Origin of the sequence: Xenorhabdus budapestensis, assembly GCF_002632465.1 — a bacterium.
Taxonomy (GTDB): Bacteria; Pseudomonadota; Gammaproteobacteria; order Enterobacterales; family Enterobacteriaceae; genus Xenorhabdus; species Xenorhabdus budapestensis.
In genome coordinates this window covers 25,029-42,272 of the sequence record NZ_NIBS01000015.1, presented here as the reverse complement: position 1 = coordinate 42,272, position 17,244 = coordinate 25,029, and the positions used below count along the sequence as shown (strand labels likewise).

The window sequence follows — 17,244 nt, the reverse complement described above, 5'->3', positions numbered from 1 at the left end:
CCACCAATTAAAGTTTAATGAGTACTTACATGGCTAACTTTACAAAAAATTCACTTGATTGGCTTTGCCTAGTATTAAAAAATCATTTTGGACATTACTTTCTTCTAGTTGAAGAAAATAACTCACTTAAATTAATGTTAAAACATCAGGATACTGGGTATATTTTATTTCCTAAATTAGAGAAAAAATTGACTGAATTCGGTGGTGATATACCTTGCTCTTTATGGGACTCAATGGGAAGTGGTTGGGAAAGTATATTAGAGCGATCTATTCCTGCTCCTGGGATTACTAATTTTCCAAATCAACTAATTGAATTGAAAAATCAATCTGCGATTATTAATTATGATATTTTAGGTTTAATCTACTGGATGTTAAACCGACTAGAAGAAATCGGACGTACAGATCTAGATAATCATCAGCGTTTCCCCGCAATTGCCTCACACGCATACAAATATGGCTACCTTGAGCGCCCGATTGTAGATGAATGGTTGCATATATTGGGGCAAGTTATACAGAAAGTTTGGCCAAATTTAAAACTTAGAAAACATGAATTTAATATCAAAATCTCTCATGATGTCGATACACCAAGTCTTTATGCCTTTCAACCATGGTCATCTATAGGACGCATAATGGCAGGACATTTAATAAAGCGTCATGACCTGAAAGCATTTATTAATGCTCCATATATCAAATTAGCAAGCCAAAAAAAACTACATTCTGCTGATATTTATAATACCTTTAATTGGCTAATGACAATATCTGAAAATAATAAACTACAAAGTGCATTCTACTTTATATGTGGTCGAACTGATACAAGCAAAGATGCCGATTATGAACCAGATCACCCGATCATTCGTGATTTAATGCGACGTATTCATGCCAGAGGTCATGAAATTGGATTACATCCTAGCTATAGTACATATCAGAAACCATATTTAATAGATTCAGAAGCAAAAAGACTAAAAAGAATCTGTGATGAAGAAGGTATTAAGCAATCGGTATGGGGTGGCAGGATGCATTACTTACGTTGGGAACACCCAACTACCCTGCAAGCATGGAATGATGCAGGTATGGATTATGATACGACACTGGGTTATGCAGATCATCCAGGCTTCCGCTGTGGTACTTGTTATGAGTATCCTGGATTTAACCCCATGACTCAGGAAATATTAAAAATACAAATTCGGCCTCTTATTGTTATGGAATGTACTATATTAACATCTAGATATTTAAATATGGGGTATAGTCAAGCTGCATATGATAAAATCGAAAAAATAAAATCTACATGTCGAAAGGTAAGTGGTTGTTTTACTTTACTATGGCACAATAGCTCATTTACATGTCAACAGGATTTTTCAATGTATAAATTTGCTATACAAATTTGATTTTCATCTAATCAATATCTTATTTATTTTTATGAAAAAAAAACCAATTCATCAGCACAGTAATAAATATATAGTATTTTTTATATTTTTGTCTATTTTTTTTATTATTTTTATCCCATTTTTTTGGAGCCTAGGCTACGCCTATAAGTTGTATGGTGAGCATGTATGGCCTGGTGTTGCATTATATGCACATATTTCTTTAATTTTTTTATTTTTTATTTTTTATTTAAAAATAAAAAAAATAAAATCATCTGATCCTTTATTTTTTTATTTCTTTTTTATTTTTTTGCTTCTATTGTTTATCTATGATTTATCATATCTTTCTTTTTCAAATGATTCATATTCATTGATAGCATTCAACGAATCCTTCATTTCAAAAATATATATTATAGCTTATTTTATTATAGGATTTTACATTTTCACAAAATCTCTAAATTCTTATCTACTATATATCATGCTAGCACTCTATTTAGGTGTTTTTTTATTTGAGTACAATGATGGCGCAACAATCCCTGTTTCATTATATTCTATATATGGCGATTTTTCTGAAAACATTATAAACTATCAATTAGTTTCATTTTCAGTCGTTATACTTAGCATCCTTATCCTTAATTCAGATCTAAGATATAAATATCTTTTTTTCTTTATCTGTGTTTTTATGGTTTTTTCATCCGGAGGACGCTCTGAATTCTTTGGTTTAGTTATTTCTTTTTTATTTTGTTTGATTTATATAAACATTGTATCTATAGTGAGAAACCTCAAATTAAAAAAAAGTAGTGTATATCTTATTACTATTTCAATTATTGCTCCAGTCGTATTTTTTTCCTTTATCCAAGAACCTAAAAAATTATCATTTAATAATAGAAATTTTGAAATCTTCTCACTTAAAAAGTCTTCATCTTGGAATGAGAGAGCAATAATAAAGGATATAAATATAAATAATATAGCTGAAAATCCAGTATTGGGCGCCTATGGCAGTCACTTAAAATTAGGAAAAGGAAATTATATTCATGATATATATTCTGCATGGCAGCAGTATGGAATATTTGGTTTTTTGGGATTCATTCTAATTATATCTTATCCATTAATAAGGCTTCTTTTTTTATATTACAAGACACAAAAAAAATATATTTTACTTCCATTAGGCTGTTCTCTCTATTGTTTTATTTTGCTAATGTATTCAAAACCAATTTATTGGCCCGTATTGGGTTTTTCTGCAGGCGTTTATATGTTTATCGCCTTTAAACTTAACATATTAAATAAGGATAATATTTAATGAGCTTTACCTCGTCGAAAAAAATACTAATCTTAGAGCCTCATGCATTACCTGGAAGTCCTGCTAAATCTAGAGTTACTGCATTTCAAGAATACTTTGAAAATAAGAGTTGGTTAGTTTTAAAACGTCAATGCCCTAAAACTATTTTTGAGAAAATAAAATTAATAATATTTCTACTTCGAAACAAAAACATTTATTTGCTAATATCAATGCCCGAATTTAGAGGTTTCTTTAGTTTTTTAATTCCTAATATAAATATAATTCTAGATATTCGAGATGGTTGGTCTATAGAAATTAGTTCAGGTTATGGTGGTGATTTTCGAAAGAAAAAATTTAAAGCTAAAATAGCTAAGGTTATTGAAAGGATTATGATTAAAAGATCATATCTTACTATTACATGTACACTCGGATTACAAAAATACCTAGAAGAAATATCAGCAAAAAAAATACTAGTAATCCCAAATGGAATCCTATTCACTGACATTAAAAATATTAGTATACCCTCCCATTTAACTCAAACAATACAAAAAAATAAAGATGCCCTTAAAAATAAAGATACACTTATTTTTTGTTGTGCTGGAAAATTTTCAGAATATGGAACTTCCAACGTCAAAAAATTGTTAAATGTCATTTTAGAAAGATATTCCAATAATAAAATAAAGATTCATCTAGTAGGTTCTAATAAAGATTCAAATCAGTGGGTCATTGATTACTTTTATAAGATATCCAATGGCAGAGGAACATTAGACATCCTTCCCTCTTTAGAAAAAAAAGAATTATTTAACCTTATTTCTAAAAGTGATTTAGGAATTGCTTTATTACGAAGTCCAGACTATGAGTATGGCACAAAAGTATTTGATTATATTCTACAAAATAAACCAGTGGTTAATTACTTTGATAAACCAAACAACTTTACTATCTATTTTGATGCTGTATTAGATCGTTCATTTAATCTAGCGACAAAGATACCAGAAATTGACAGAATTAATCTAATAAAAAATGTCATGGATAAACAGGTGTTTAAATGAAAATAGTTTTACTTTCCGCGGCTTCATCTATTCACACAATTCGTTGGGCTAATGGTTTAAGCTTAGCTGGTCACCAAGTTCATGTTATTTCACAGCACCCTGCAACTGATACTCTTATATCAGATGTAAATCTTCATATACTTCCCTATCGAGGCATACTTGGTTACTTCACGATGGTGCTAACGGTAAAGAAGCTACTACAAAAAATTAAACCTGATATAGTAAATGCTCACTATGCTAGTGGTTATGCCACTACTGCTAGATTAGTTGGGTACCATCCTTGGATATTGTCAGTATGGGGTAGTGATGTTTACGACTTTCCCTATAAGTCATTCCTACATAAATATTTAGTAAAAACAAATATAATGAAAGCTGATTTGGTCGCATCAACGAGTCATTGCATGGCACAGCAAACCCGTTTAATTGCTCCCCATGTTGGAGATATCCCTATAACTCCATTTGGGGTTGATACCAAAAATTATCTTTCCATTGCACCTGTCTCAGATACAAACAATAAGCCAATAGTAATTGGAACTGTAAAAACTATGGCTTACAAATATGGTATCGATACTTTAATAAGTGCTTTCGCTTTACTATATAATGATCTGGAGAAAAAGTACCCAGCTATTGCTAATCAAATTACTCTACGTTTAGTTGGTGATGGTTCTCAACTCCAAAAATTAAAACAACTTGCTATTAATTTGAATATTCATGAGCGTATCCATTTTATAGGGGCTGTCCCTCACCATAATGTCCCTAATGAACTCTCTCATTTAGATATATATATTGCGTTAAGCAGGAATGAGAGCTTTGGTGTTGCTATTATTGAAGCAGGTGCAGCTGGTCGGCCTGTTATAGTTTCCAATGTAGGCGGTTTGCCAGAAGTAATCCTAAATGGTATTACTGGTATTGTTGTTCCTAAAGAAAGCCCTCAAGATGCGGCTAATGCACTTAAAAAATTAATTTTAGAGCCTGACCTGCGCCAGAGAATGGGAGATGCAGGAAAAACTCATGTAATGCAAAATTACAATTGGGAATATTGTGTTAAAATCATGCTGGATACATATGCTAAGGTTTTAAAAAAATAGTTATATCAGTTATTCAATATTTTCATTACTCTATAATATATTCGATTAAAAATTTATTTGGTTTTTAGGTGGTAATAATATGTGTGGTATTTTTGGCATAGTTTCTCAAGCATCCGTCAGTCTAAAAAACTTAAGAATCCTCGCAGAACATGCTCGTCAACGCGGTCGCGACTCAAGTGGTTTAATATTTGAAACAGAAATAAGCTATGATATTTACAGAGCAGACTATGATATTAGAAAACTTCTATCAAAAACAAAATTAAATACAACTAAAATTGCTCTTGGACATAGTAGACTTATTACGAATGGTTTATCAGATAACCAACCTATAGTTCGGAATGGAATTTGCGTAATTCATAATGGCATTATCATAAATGACAATGACATATGGAATAAAATTCATTCAAAAAGAAACTGCGAGATCGATACCGAAGTAATTGCAGCTATTGCAGAAAATCATATAGAGACAACAGGTTGTATAGATGGTATTTCTCATTCCATACTATCTCTATGTCAGGGTGTTGTTGCATGTGCTGTAGCTATTCCTAAATTAGGAAAAATGGCTATATTCTCAAATAATGGTAGTTTATATGTTGGAAAAATAGGAAAAGATATTTATTTTTCATCAGAAGAATTCCCTCTTAAATGCTTAAACTGTGAAAACGTAGAACAAGTTAAAGATAACGAAATTATTATTGACATACCGAAAAAAGATAATTTAAATGTTTCTGATTACCATCAGAGAAAGCGAGATATAATTCCAAAGTTTAAACATATTGGAGAGGAAAAAAAATTACTAGAATATCCGAAACCAAATTTAAAACGCTGCACTAAATGCATACTCCCAGAAACAATGCCCTTTATTTCTTTTGATGAAAAAGGTGTATGTAACTATTGTAATAACTATAAACCTCGTAATAACCCAAAGCCGAAAGAAGAATTATTTAAATTAGTTGAACCCTATCGTAAAAAAAATCAACTTGATTGTCTTGTGCCATTTTCTGGTGGCCGTGATAGTTGCTATGGACTACATCTTATTGTTAAAGAACTTAAGATGAATCCTGTTACATACACTTATGATTGGGGAATGGTCACAGATCTAGGTCGCAGAAATATTAGTAGAATGTGCTCTAAGCTTGGTGTTGAAAATATAATCATCGCAGCTGATATAGATAAAAAGCGCCGTAATATTACAATGAACCTGAAGGCGTGGCTAAAGTCCCCACATCTAGGTATGATAAGTATTTTAACAGCAGGTGATAAACACTTTTTCAGGCATGTAGAATCAGTAAAGAAACAGACTGGTATTGATTTAAATTTATGGGGAGTTAATCCACTTGAAGTTACACATTTCAAAGCCGGTTTTTTAGGTATTCCTCCCGATTTTGAAGAAAAGCGTGTTTATACTCATGGCTGGCAAAAACAACTGGCATACCAAAAATTAAGATTTAAAGCTATGCTAGCCAGCCCTAGCTACTTTAACCGCTCATTGTGGGATACCCTTTCTGGTGAATACTATCGTAGTTTTACCGAGAAGAAAGATTACTACCATATATTTGACTATTGGCGTTGGGATGAAAATCTGATAGATAATACTCTTATTAATGAATATGATTGGGAAACAGCTGTCGATACAAATACAACATGGCGTATAGGTGATGGCACTGCTGCTTTTTATAATTATATTTATTATCTTGTTGCGGGATTTACAGAACATGATACATTCAGAAGTAATCAAATTCGTGAAGGACAATTGACTCGTGATCAAGCATTAAAATTGATAGAAGATGAAAATCAACCTAGATATGAAAATATTCGCTGGTATCTAGATGTTTTAGGAATGGATTTTACTGAAGTTATAAAAATAATAAATTCAATACCAAGAATTTATTATTTCAACAAGGACCTATAATGAAAAAAAACATCTGGCTAATTTCAAAATACTTTTCGCCTAGAACTGAAAATACATTAGGAGGAAGAGACTGGTTTTTGGTAAATGAAATAGCCCAAAAAGGTCATAACATTACAGTAATAACGTCAGACTCTAATTCTATTTTCGATGTGCCGAAGATAGATAATCGATTAAGAATAGACAAGTATGAAAATTTCTCTATCTATTGGTTAAAAACATTAAAATATAAAACGCCAAAAAGCCTTTTAAGAATCATTGGATGGATCCACTTTGAGTTGAATTTATTCTTTATTAATAAAAAGAGATTTAATAAACCAGATGCTATTATCGTTTCTAGCTTATCCCTATTAACAATACTAAATGGTTTAATTTTAAAGAGAAGATATAAATGTAAACTTATATTTGAAATCAGAGATATTTGGCCTCTTACAATTATTGAGGAAGGTGGATTTAGTAAGTACAATCCTTTTGTCATAGCTCTATCTTTTATAGAATACATAGGATATAAATACTCTGATGCTATTGTCGGTACTATGCCTAATCTCAGTGAACATGTTGAAAATATAATTGGCTACAAGAAAAATGTAAAATGCATCCCTATGGGGTTTCATGAATCAATGCTAAAAAAAGAAGATACAATAGATGAAAAATATCTATCAAAATATCTCAATAGTGATTATTTTAATGTAGTACATGCAGGAACAATAGGCATTACAAATGCCTTAAATACTTTCTTTAAAACTGCGGAATTAATGAGAAATAACAAGACCATTAAATTTGTTTTAATTGGCGATGGTGCATTAAAAAAAACATACCAAGAACAATATTCACACCTTGAAAATGTTATTTTTGCACCTAAAGTCCCTAGAAAAATGGTTGCCTCCGTACTACAAAAAGCAAATATTGTTTATTTCTCTACCTTTAATTCAAAAGTTTGGGATTATGGGCAATCTCTTAATAAGGTTGTTGACTATATGTTATCTGGAAAGTTAATATTAGCCTCATATAGTGGATATCCATCTATGATAAATGAGGCTAAGTGTGGCTATTTTCTTCCATCAGATAATACAGAAGCGTTAGCAAAAAAAATAGAAGAACTACAAAAGCAGGGAAAACTTGCAGTAGATAAAATTGGTGAAAAAGGTAGGGATTGGATAATTAAAAATCGTAATTATACTAAACTAGCAGATGATTATTTAGATTTTATTTTTGATAAAATTTAATACTCTAATTAATCTCATATCGAAATCTTTAACTGTAATTATTTCCTATATAACATATATACCCAATCATATACAGGATCTTAAGAATTAAGCCTTCCAAAACACCCATTCAGAGTATTATTTTCATATGAGTTTCTTTGCGGTGTTTTGAAGGCATTATGGCATAAATATTCTCTTTGTGTATTACCACGAAAAAGATCAGTGAATACATCTATGGAGATAATATTCTGTCCAAATAATCATAGAACCTATTGGTAAACTATATTCCACTGCTCTCCATCCATCAAAAAAGAACGATATTTACGCATGAATTCGCTTTTCAATTCTGCTTAGAGCCCGCCATGAATCAGCCTGCTCACTTGAAAAGTAAGAGCTTAATATGATCTGTCAGTCAAAACTAGATCTCTTACAGTTTATTCAATGGAGTAAACAATATTATCTATAACCTACTAGGTTATTATTCCGAATAACCTCTAGAAACACCATGCTAAACATCGTCCTATTCGAACCGGAAATCCCGCCTAACACGGGCAACATCATCCGTCTGTGTGCCAATACAGGTTGTCAACTTCATCTAATCCAACCATTAGGTTTCACATGGGATGACAAACGCCTGCGTCGGGCAGGGCTGGATTACCACGAGTTTGCCAATATCAAACAACACCACGACTACAATACATTCTTGGAAAGTGAAGGATTTAGTCCAACTAATTCACAATCCCCTTCAGGAGCACGCCTATGTGCACTAACAACAAAAGGCACCCCGACGCATAGTAATGTAAGTTATCGTGATGGTGATTATCTGATGTTTGGCCCGGAAACTCGTGGCTTACCATCTTATGTGCTGGATAACATGCCGCCTGAACAGAAAATAAGAATTCCCATGCTACCAGATAGTCGTAGCATGAATCTTTCTAATTCTGTATCAGTGGTCGTGTTTGAAGCGTGGCGGCAACTAGGATATCCGAGTGCGCTGTTGCGAGATTAAAACATAAGCATTCAGCGCGGTTAGGCGCTGAATGCTTTTAATTCTGTGCTATCAAAAGATAAGAAATCTTAAATCCCATCCCCATTTTCAAACCCATTATTCATGCCATTAAAATGTTGATTCATATCCAGAGATGGTTTATCGCTTTCCGGCTTACCAACAATCCGTGCTGGTACTCCGGCCACAGTGGTATGCGGCGGAACAGGTCTTAACACAACTGAGCCCGCACCAATCTTCGCACCCCGACCAATTTCTATGTTGCCGAGGATCTTGGAACCAGCACCAATCATTACTCCTTCACGCACTTTTGGGTGCCGATCTCCACACGCTTTACCTGTACCACCGAGTGTTACGGATTGCAGGATAGAAACATCATTCTCAACTACCGCGGTTTCACCAATGACAATACCTGTTGCATGGTCAAGCATAATGCCACAGCCAATTTTTGCCGCAGGGTGAATATCCACACCAAAAGAAACAGAAATCTGATTTTGCATGTAAATCGCCAGCGCCTTACGATCTTGCTTCCACAGCCAATGTGCGATGCGATACGCTTGTAGCGCATGAAAACCTTTCAGATAAAGCAGAGGAGTGGAGTATTTGTCTACAGCAGGGTCCCGCAACCGGACAGCTTTAATATCACGAGCGGCCGATTCGATCATCTTTGGCTCACTGCTGTAAGCGTCTTCAACAACTTCCCTGACCGCAATCGCCGGCATAATCGGTGTCGCCAGTTTGTTTGCCAACATGTAGCTCAAGGCACTACCAAGGTTTTCATGTTTAAGTAATGTCGCGTGAAAAAAACTGGCTAACATAGGCTCACAATCTGCCAGCGCTCTCGCCTCATTTTTTATATTTTTCCAAACTTCATTCAGTTCTTCTTGAGACATATCAATCATTCTCATGTGATTGTTTTTCACCATCGCGAATGAATTCGCACCTGATTTATCCCAGAACTATGCCTTTCATCTTGGAATCTATTGGACATATGCCGGAAAAAATATTTATGGCGATTTTAATCTAATTAAGCGCGGGAACTTTCTCCTTCATCCCTTGTAGCTCTTCCCAATAATGCCTGAGCTGCTTCGATTACATTTTTGTTGCGATACAATATCTGGTAGATTTGTTCTGTGATAGGCATTTCAACCCCAACCCGCTTGGCTAATGCCCGGACTTCTTTTGTATTACGATACCCTTCAACGACTTGCCCAATCTCACGCTGTGCAGCGTCAACATTGACTCCTTGCCCTAACATCATGCCAAAACGACGGTTACGGGATTGATTATCAGTACATGTCAGCACTAAATCACCCAATCCAGCCATTCCCATAAATGTGGATGGGTCAGCCCCCAAAGCAGCACCAAGGCGACTCATTTCCGCTAATCCACGGGTAATTAATGCAGTGCGAGCATTGGCACCGAACCCCATGCCATCTGAGATCCCTGCACCAATGGCAATAACGTTCTTGGTTGCTCCACCAAGTTGCACGCCAACAAAATCAGGGTTCTTATACACCCGGAAGCTTTTGCCACAATGGAAAAGCTGCTGGAGTTCTTCACCAAATTCAGGTGTTGTCGCTGATACCGCAATCGCTGTCGGTAAACCCGCCGCCAGTTCTTTCGCAAATGTCGGGCCAGATACTACCGCCAATGGGATTTCATTACCTAATATCTCACGCGCTACATCCTGCAATAAACGACCCGTTTCCGCTTCAAGGCCTTTAGTGGCCCAAACAATACGAGAGTCTGGCTGTAAATGTGGTTTTATCTGTTGTAATACATCGCCAAAAACATGGCTGGGAACCACAATCAGAATATTACGGCTGGCTGAAACCGCACTTTTTAGATCGGCTTCAAGCTGTAAGCTATCAGGAAAAGAAACATCCGGTAAGAATGCCTGATTACAACGGGCTTGTTGCAAGGCATGGACATGTGCGGGGTTATGGCCCCAAAGGACAACATCATGTCCATTACGGGCTAGTGTAATGGCTAAAGCGGTGCCGTATGAACCGGCACCGATGACTGTCATAGAAGCGGTATTCATTAGGCTTCCTGTGTTGCCTCATCAGACTGAGAATCAGCCTGCTGTTGCAAGTAATTCATGAACAAAGCATCAAAGTTAACTGGTGCCAGGTTCAATTGTGGGAAAGTACCACGACCCACCAAGCTAGTGATGCACTCACGAGCATATGGGAACAAAATGTTCGGGCAATATGCACCTAAGCAGTGCGCCAGTTGAGTTCCTTCAATACCATCAATAGAGAAAATACCAGCCTGCTGAACTTCACACAAGAATGCGGTTTCTTCTCCTAGTGTCGCCGTAACAGTGACACGCAGGACAACTTCATAGACTCCCTGAACTAATTCACTGGAAGCGGTATCCAGATCTAATTTAACCTCTGGCTGCCATTCTTGTTGGAAAATTTGAGGTGCCTTAGGTGATTCGAAAGAAATGTCTTTCGTATATACACGTTGGATCTGGAAAGCCATTTCGGTGTTGTTTTGTTCTGACATAATAATTTTTACCTTTTGATACGTCCTTATTAAACCTTGATAATGTAAGTATACCCTTCATCTTTCAAGTTGCAGCTTTGTTGACTGCGTTCACTCACCCTAGTCACATCGTTATCTATGCTCCGCTCCCAGGGATTCACTTCCTTGCCGTCGTGCTGCATCTGGAAATCTATTGGGTATATACTACTTACATCTACATTCGTTATTTCTTGCCTCGGGATAATGGTAGGTTTTCACCCGTCCACCCGGCAATTCCCTCTTTCAGGGTATAAACTTGTTCAAAGCCTGCTTTCACCAGATTCTCTGCCGGTGTTTTAGATTCCAGTCCATTCGCTGAAACAATGATCACAGGCTGCTTTTTATATTTTTCCAATTCACCCAGATTATGCTCTTTAATCTCGGATGGTGTCAGATTAACAGAACCAATAATATGCCCTCTGCGGAAATCGTCACGAGAACGTAAATCAACGACGATAGCATCTTCCTTATTGATTAAATGGATGACCTGTGCGCGAGTGATATCTTTACTCTTGGAGAACACACTTTTTACTGTCAGGACAATGACAGCCACCAACAGGGCAATCCAAACAAGACTCAGGATCGTGTTCCGGCTAATAAATTGCATGATTTCTTGCAGCATGGAGGGCAACAACTCCCATTAGTTAATAACAAAAATCTAAGGTAACAGAGTATACCTGTGTGTTGTGTCAATTACAGCCAATTAGCATCAACCTAATGCAGATTTTGCGGAGAGTTTCGAGAAAAAATAAAAAATCCGCACTAATCACTTGATTGTCATACATCATTAAAATATTTCATGCCAAACTAGACATATACGGGATCTTCGATAATAAATGAGCTAAGTTAACTAAAATTTATATTATGGTTCGGAAAGATAAAAAATAGGCCGTTCTCTGGTCAGAGGCAATTCCACATGAAATAATCGGGCGCGACAGACATATTGTAAGCAAGCACTATAAATATAGTAGAGCGTGGGCAAGGTATTGAATCAAATGGCTGATAATAAGGATTTCAAAAGCTGTAATCACCGGCAGAAGCGGAAACAGTGGCAACCAAGAAACAGTGCATTACTGTTGTGTGCCTTATTGTTTGCTTTTCTCTGCACGGGAGCCTTTGCCAATCAAATCTCAGAAAATAAAAACCAACTTAAAGATATTCAACAGAATATTGCTGAGAAAGAGAAAAGCGTCAAACAACAACAAAAACAACGTACAGAGCTCCTCAATCAGCTCAAGGAACAAGAGGGGACGATTTCAGAAGTCGGGCGTTCCCTCCATAGTACACAAGCCCACCTGAATAAGCTGGGGAATGAAATTTCGTCATTGACGAAAGGTATTAACCATCTGCAAATGCAGCAAAAAGAGCAGCGTAAGCTACTTGCCAGCCAATTAGATGCCGCATTCCGGCAAGGGAGTCATCAGGGTTTAGAATTATTGTTTAATGGCCCGGAAACGCAGCGCAAAGAACGCATACTCGCTTATTATAGTTATCTGAATCAGGCTCGTCAGGAAACTATCACTAAACTACAAAAAACAACTGACAAGCTTAACCGACAAAAAAAGCTGCAACAAGAAAAACTAAATGAGCAACAAGCGTTACTCAGCAACCAAAAGCAACAAAAGCAAAAAATGGAAGTTGTCCGTTCTGCCCGGCAAAAAACGCTGACTGTACTTGAATCTTCATTGAAGAAAGATCAACAAAGCCTGGCTGAGCTTCGGCAAAACGAAACTCGCCTGCGTAACAAAATTGCTAAAGCAGAACGGGAAGCCAAAGCCCGCGCTGAGCGTGAAGCGCGTGAAGCTGCACGTGTCCGTGCGCAAATAGCAGCCAAGCAGAAACAGGCTCAACAAAAAGGTTCCAGCTATAAACCTACGGAAGATGAACGCGCACTTATGGCTCGAACAGGTGGGCTTGGTCGCCCTGCCGGGCAAGCAATCTGGCCTGTACGTGGCCGGGTTATTCACAGCTTCGGAGAAACAATACAAGGTGAGTTACGCTGGAAAGGCATGGTTATCTCTTCAGCCGAAAGCACGGAAGTTAAAGCAATTTCAGATGGACGGGTATTACTGGCAGACTGGTTACAGGGCTATGGTCTGGTTGTCGTGCTTGAACACGGTAAAGGAGATATGAGTATTTATGGTTATAACCAAAGCCTGTTGGTTAGTGTTGGTCAGCAAGTCCGGGCAGGTCAGCCGATAGCTCTGGTTGGTAGCAGCGGCGGGCAACAGCAACCTTCATTATACTTTGAGATCCGCCGTCAGGGGCGTACCGTCAATCCATTACCGTGGTTAGGAAAATAAGAGAAGGAAATAATTGTGCAATATCTATTAATAAAGTGCGTTCACTCATTCACTCTATTATTTGGGATATTGCGCTTTCAGATACCAAAGTGTTGGGTTCTGTCGTTTATCACTATCTTGTTATTTACTCTGAATGCCCGTGCCGCACGCTTAGCCATTGTCATTGATGACTTTGGCTACCGTGTTCACAATGAAAATAAGATATTGCAGATGCCTGCTGCAATTTCCATTGCCGTACTCCCTGACTCTCCATATGGCCGAAAAATGGCGCAAAAAGCCCATAAGCAAGGTAGAGAGGTCTTGATCCATCTGCCAATGGCGCCAATTAGTAAACAATCATTAGAAAAAAATACCCTGCACCCTTCCATGAGCAATGAGGAAGTTGAAGATATTATTCACGATGCCATAAAAAAAGTTCCTCATGCAATTGGTATAAACAACCATATGGGCAGCGCGATGACCTCCAATCTCGCTGGCATGAAAAAAGTGATGAATGCATTATCTCAATATCGTCTCTATTTTCTGGACAGCGTAACTATCGGTAATACTCAGGTCGCTAAAGCCTCAATGGGAACACCTGTACAAGTGCTCCGCCGGAATATCTTCTTGGACGATGTACAAACAGAAGCAGAAGCGCTGCGCCAACTCAATCGGGCTATTACTCTGGCTCGCAAACAAGGCTCTGCCATCGCCATTGGGCATCCTTACCCAACTACTATTCGGGCATTACAGCGAGGGTTAGCAACGTTGCCAGATGATATTGAACTGGTAACACCCAGTATGCTACTCAATCATTCTCTAACCAGTAAACAAAGCAACTCACAAATCAGCCCACTAACCAAACAAAAATGCATTAAATCTCCTGAAACCAAACCTGTAACGGGATTAGAATCCAAATTGGATTATTTCAGGATGGTTGGGGAAACATTGGTTCCCCGTCTAATTGTTGATGGTCTTGAAAAATTGCAGGACCCCACATTAAAACAAGAAAAGTTGCATAGCGCAGGTCATTTGAGACCACAAAAAGATAAAACAATGGAAAATAAAACAGACGCCCATAAAGAGATAAGCGTCTGCCCTGATTTTTAGTAATTTGTTTTTAACGGCTTGCTTAAAATTTTGTCAGAGATTCAATTAATCCCAATGCAGGATAACTTTACCAGATTGCCCTGAACGCATGATATCAAAGCCTTTCTGGTAATCATCTATCGGGAATTGGTGAGTAATAATTGGAGTTAAATCCAAACCGGACTGAATAAGTGTCGCCATTTTGTACCATGTTTCGAACATTTCACGTCCATAAATGCCTTTGATAAACAGTCCTTTAAAAATGACCTGACTCCAATCGATCGCCATATCTGAAGGAGGTATCCCCAACAAAGCGATACGCCCGCCATGATTCATAGTGCTTAATAAGGTACGGAATGCAGGAGGAGCACCAGACATCTCCAAACCAATATCAAAGCCTTCAGTCATACCCAGTTCTGACATAACATTCGTCAGGTTCTCCTGACTGACATTCACAGCACGAGTAACGCCTATTTTACGTGCTAAATCAAGGCGGTATTCATTCACATCGGTGATCACAACATGACGTGCACCGACATGCTTACACACAGCCGCAGCCATGATACCGATAGGGCCGGCTCCCGATACCAGTACATCTTCTCCTACTAAATCAAAGGAGAGTGCAGTATGAACAGCGTTGCCAAATGGGTCAAAAATCGCAGCCAGTTCGTCCGAAATATTGTCTGGAATTTTAAAAGCATTGAATGCCGGAATAACCAGATACTCGGCAAATGAGCCAGCCCGGTTTACCCCAATTCCTGTTGTGTTACGGCACAAATGTGTGCGTCCACCACGACAGTTGCGGCAATAACCACAGGTAATATGACCTTCACCAGATACACGGTCGCCAATTTTGAATCCTTTGACTTCCTGACCAATTGCGACCACTTCTCCCACGTATTCATGCCCTATCACCATCGGCACAGGAATGGTTTTCTGAGACCAATCATCCCAGTTGTAGATGTGCACATCCGTTCCACAAATCGCGGTCTTACGGATTTTAATCATCACATCGTTATGCCCCAATTCCGGTGTAGGCACATCCGTCATCCAAATACCTTCTTCTGGCTTTAATTTTGACAACGCTTTCATAGTGATACCTTATGCAATGATATTCAACTGCTTACCTATACGTGTAAATGTAGCCACAACACGTTCAATTTGTTCTTCGGTATGAGCAGCAGAGATCTGGGTACGGATACGTGCTTGACCCTTAGGAACCACAGGGTAGAAAAAGCCAATCACATAAATGCCTTCTTTCAGCAGCTCAGAGGCGAATTCCTGCGCCAGCTTCGCATCCCCTAACATAACCGGAATAATGGCATGATCTGCACCCGCCAGTGTAAAACCAGCAGCCGTCATTTTTTCACGGAATAAGTTAGCATTTCTCCAGAGACGTTCACGCAATTCGTCTCCATCTTTCAACATCTCCAACACCTTGATGGATGCCGCAACAATAGCCGGAGCCAGGGAATTGGAGAACAAGTAAGGGCGTGAACGCTGACGCAGCCATTCCACAACTTCTTTACGTGCGGCGGTATAACCACCAGACGCCCCACCTAATGCTTTACCGAGTGTACCAGTGATGATGTCAACACGCCCCATGACATCACAATATTCATGAGTACCACGCCCGTGCTTGCCAACAAACCCTACCGCATGAGAATCATCAACCATGACCAGCGCACCAAATTCATCCGCCAGATCACAGATGGATTTCAGATCCGCAATGACACCATCCATTGAGAACACACCATCAGTTGCGATCAGGATATTCTGAGCACCTTCTGCTTTTGCCTTCTCCAACTGTGCTCTTAATTCCTGCATATCATTGTTGGCATAGCGATAACGTTTCGCTTTACACAGGCGAATACCATCAATGATAGAAGCGTGGTTTAGTGCATCCGAAATAATGGCGTCTTCTGGGCCGAATAATGTTTCAAACAGACCACCATTAGCATCAAAACATGAGGAGTACAGAATAGCATCTTCCAAGCCTAAAAATTCAGCTATTTTATTTTCTAATTCTTTATGGGAGTCTTGCGTACCACAAATAAAACGCACAGATGCCATACCAAAGCCATGGCTATCCATTCCTGCTTTTGCAGCAGCGATCAGGTCAGGGTGATTAGCCAACCCTAAGTAGTTATTGGCACAGAAATTAATGACGTTGCTACCATCAGCAACAGAAATATCGGCATTTTGCGCAGAGGTAATAATACGTTCACTTTTGAATAACCCTTCCGCACGAGCTTGTTCCAACTGCTCATTAATTTTCTGATAAAACGACGCTGACATTTTTCTCTCCTGAATACCTGAATAAGTGAAAGGTATGGTGTATTTTACTTATAGATCCTGCCAGTGACGACACAGTCAGAAAGATAATATCAACTTTGTAAAGCTGATCACGGCTTTGAAACTGCGATACAGCAGGATTTCAG

General features: G+C 37.9%; 15 protein-coding genes. 9 read left to right on the top strand and 6 right to left on the bottom strand.

Translation table 11 applies throughout. From position 1 onward, the window contains the following. Window positions 1-29: 29 nt before the first annotated feature. The 7 genes from Xbud_RS13225 (at window position 30) to trmL (ending at window position 8,900) form a co-directional block, all read left to right on the top strand. Entirely contained in the window at window positions 30-1,385 is a 1,356-nt protein-coding gene (locus Xbud_RS13225) for a polysaccharide deacetylase family protein (RefSeq protein ID WP_099136500.1), read from the top strand. Window positions 1,386-1,416: 31 nt separating this feature from the next. Further along, a complete protein-coding gene (locus tag Xbud_RS13220) occupies window positions 1,417-2,661 on the top strand; it encodes an O-antigen polymerase (RefSeq protein WP_145956637.1) in 1,245 nt (414 codons plus the stop codon). Beyond that, complete coding sequence (locus tag Xbud_RS13215) at window positions 2,661-3,689, top strand: glycosyltransferase family protein (protein WP_099136498.1); 1,029 nt, start codon at window positions 2,661-2,663, stop codon at window positions 3,687-3,689. The genes Xbud_RS13220 and Xbud_RS13215 overlap by 1 nt, the downstream gene beginning before the upstream one ends. After that, window positions 3,686-4,777, top strand: a complete 1,092-nt coding sequence (locus tag Xbud_RS13210; RefSeq protein WP_099136497.1) for a glycosyltransferase — start codon at window positions 3,686-3,688, stop codon at window positions 4,775-4,777. The genes Xbud_RS13215 and Xbud_RS13210 overlap by 4 nt, the downstream gene beginning before the upstream one ends. A gap of 79 nt (window positions 4,778-4,856) precedes the next feature. Beyond that, entirely contained in the window at window positions 4,857-6,689 is a 1,833-nt protein-coding gene (locus tag Xbud_RS13205; protein ID WP_099136496.1) for a glucosamine 6-phosphate synthetase, read from the top strand. After that, window positions 6,689-7,912, top strand: coding sequence for a glycosyltransferase family 4 protein (locus Xbud_RS13200; protein ID WP_099136495.1), 1,224 nt, complete (start codon window positions 6,689-6,691; stop codon window positions 7,910-7,912). Before Xbud_RS13205 ends, Xbud_RS13200 begins: the two co-directional genes overlap by 1 nt. 484 nt (window positions 7,913-8,396) lie before the next feature. Next, window positions 8,397-8,900 carry a tRNA (uridine(34)/cytosine(34)/5-carboxymethylaminomethyluridine(34)-2'-O)-methyltransferase TrmL gene (gene trmL, locus Xbud_RS13195; RefSeq protein ID WP_099136494.1) on the top strand — a complete coding sequence of 168 codons (504 nt, stop codon included), beginning with the start codon at window positions 8,397-8,399 and terminating at the stop codon, window positions 8,898-8,900. Window positions 8,901-8,968: 68 nt separating this feature from the next. Here the strand turns inward: trmL and cysE are convergent, their stop codons facing one another. The 4 genes from cysE to Xbud_RS13175 form a co-directional block, all read right to left on the bottom strand. Further along, entirely contained in the window at window positions 8,969-9,790 is an 822-nt protein-coding gene (cysE, locus tag Xbud_RS13190; RefSeq protein ID WP_099136550.1) for a serine O-acetyltransferase, read from the bottom strand. A gap of 134 nt (window positions 9,791-9,924) precedes the next feature. Beyond that, a complete protein-coding gene (gene gpsA, locus Xbud_RS13185) occupies window positions 9,925-10,944 on the bottom strand; it encodes an NAD(P)H-dependent glycerol-3-phosphate dehydrogenase (RefSeq protein WP_099136493.1) in 1,020 nt (339 codons plus the stop codon). Then, the gene (secB, locus tag Xbud_RS13180) at window positions 10,944-11,414 is read right to left on the bottom strand and encodes a protein-export chaperone SecB (RefSeq protein ID WP_047682727.1); all 471 of its coding nucleotides are present in this window, start codon (window positions 11,412-11,414) and stop codon (window positions 10,944-10,946) included. The genes gpsA and secB overlap by 1 nt, the downstream gene beginning before the upstream one ends. A gap of 202 nt (window positions 11,415-11,616) precedes the next feature. Continuing rightward, on the bottom strand, window positions 11,617-12,054 hold the full coding sequence (locus Xbud_RS13175) for a rhodanese-like domain-containing protein (protein WP_099136492.1): 438 nt from the start codon (window positions 12,052-12,054) through the stop codon (window positions 11,617-11,619). A 373-nt stretch (window positions 12,055-12,427) separates the two neighbouring features. On the opposite strand from Xbud_RS13175, the gene envC reads away from it, so the two are divergent. Continuing rightward, window positions 12,428-13,735 (top strand): murein hydrolase activator EnvC, encoded by a 1,308-nt coding sequence (envC, locus tag Xbud_RS13170; protein WP_099136491.1) that lies wholly within the window; start codon window positions 12,428-12,430, stop codon window positions 13,733-13,735. A gap of 12 nt (window positions 13,736-13,747) precedes the next feature. Further along, complete coding sequence (locus Xbud_RS13165) at window positions 13,748-14,824, top strand: divergent polysaccharide deacetylase family protein (RefSeq protein WP_099136490.1); 1,077 nt, start codon at window positions 13,748-13,750, stop codon at window positions 14,822-14,824. A 45-nt stretch (window positions 14,825-14,869) separates the two neighbouring features. Here Xbud_RS13165 and tdh read toward each other — a convergent pair whose 3' ends face one another. After that, window positions 14,870-15,895, bottom strand: a complete 1,026-nt coding sequence (gene tdh / locus Xbud_RS13160; RefSeq protein WP_099136489.1) for an L-threonine 3-dehydrogenase — start codon at window positions 15,893-15,895, stop codon at window positions 14,870-14,872. Between the two features lie 9 nt (window positions 15,896-15,904). Beyond that, on the bottom strand, window positions 15,905-17,101 hold the full coding sequence (gene kbl / locus Xbud_RS13155; protein ID WP_099136488.1) for a glycine C-acetyltransferase: 1,197 nt from the start codon (window positions 17,099-17,101) through the stop codon (window positions 15,905-15,907). Between the last annotated feature and the right edge of the window lie 143 nt (window positions 17,102-17,244).

Coding starts and splice junctions, on each gene's coding strand:
- Xbud_RS13215 (WP_099136498.1), top strand. CDS start 2,661: ATGAGCTTTACCTCGTCGAAAAAAATACTAATCTTAGAGCCTCATGCA.
- Xbud_RS13205 (WP_099136496.1), top strand. CDS start 4,857: ATGTGTGGTATTTTTGGCATAGTTTCTCAAGCATCCGTCAGTCTAAAA.
- Xbud_RS13225 (WP_099136500.1), top strand. CDS start 30: ATGGCTAACTTTACAAAAAATTCACTTGATTGGCTTTGCCTAGTATTA.
- Xbud_RS13220 (WP_145956637.1), top strand. CDS start 1,417: ATGAAAAAAAAACCAATTCATCAGCACAGTAATAAATATATAGTATTT.
- gpsA (WP_099136493.1), bottom strand. CDS start 10,944: ATGAATACCGCTTCTATGACAGTCATCGGTGCCGGTTCATACGGCACC.
- cysE (WP_099136550.1), bottom strand. CDS start 9,790: ATGTCTCAAGAAGAACTGAATGAAGTTTGGAAAAATATAAAAAATGAG.
- kbl (WP_099136488.1), bottom strand. CDS start 17,101: ATGTCAGCGTCGTTTTATCAGAAAATTAATGAGCAGTTGGAACAAGCT.
- Xbud_RS13200 (WP_099136495.1), top strand. CDS start 6,689: ATGAAAAAAAACATCTGGCTAATTTCAAAATACTTTTCGCCTAGAACT.
- secB (WP_047682727.1), bottom strand. CDS start 11,414: ATGTCAGAACAAAACAACACCGAAATGGCTTTCCAGATCCAACGTGTA.
- envC (WP_099136491.1), top strand. CDS start 12,428: ATGGCTGATAATAAGGATTTCAAAAGCTGTAATCACCGGCAGAAGCGG.
- Xbud_RS13175 (WP_099136492.1), bottom strand. CDS start 12,054: ATGCTGCAAGAAATCATGCAATTTATTAGCCGGAACACGATCCTGAGT.
- Xbud_RS13210 (WP_099136497.1), top strand. CDS start 3,686: ATGAAAATAGTTTTACTTTCCGCGGCTTCATCTATTCACACAATTCGT.
- tdh (WP_099136489.1), bottom strand. CDS start 15,895: ATGAAAGCGTTGTCAAAATTAAAGCCAGAAGAAGGTATTTGGATGACG.
- trmL (WP_099136494.1), top strand. CDS start 8,397: ATGCTAAACATCGTCCTATTCGAACCGGAAATCCCGCCTAACACGGGC.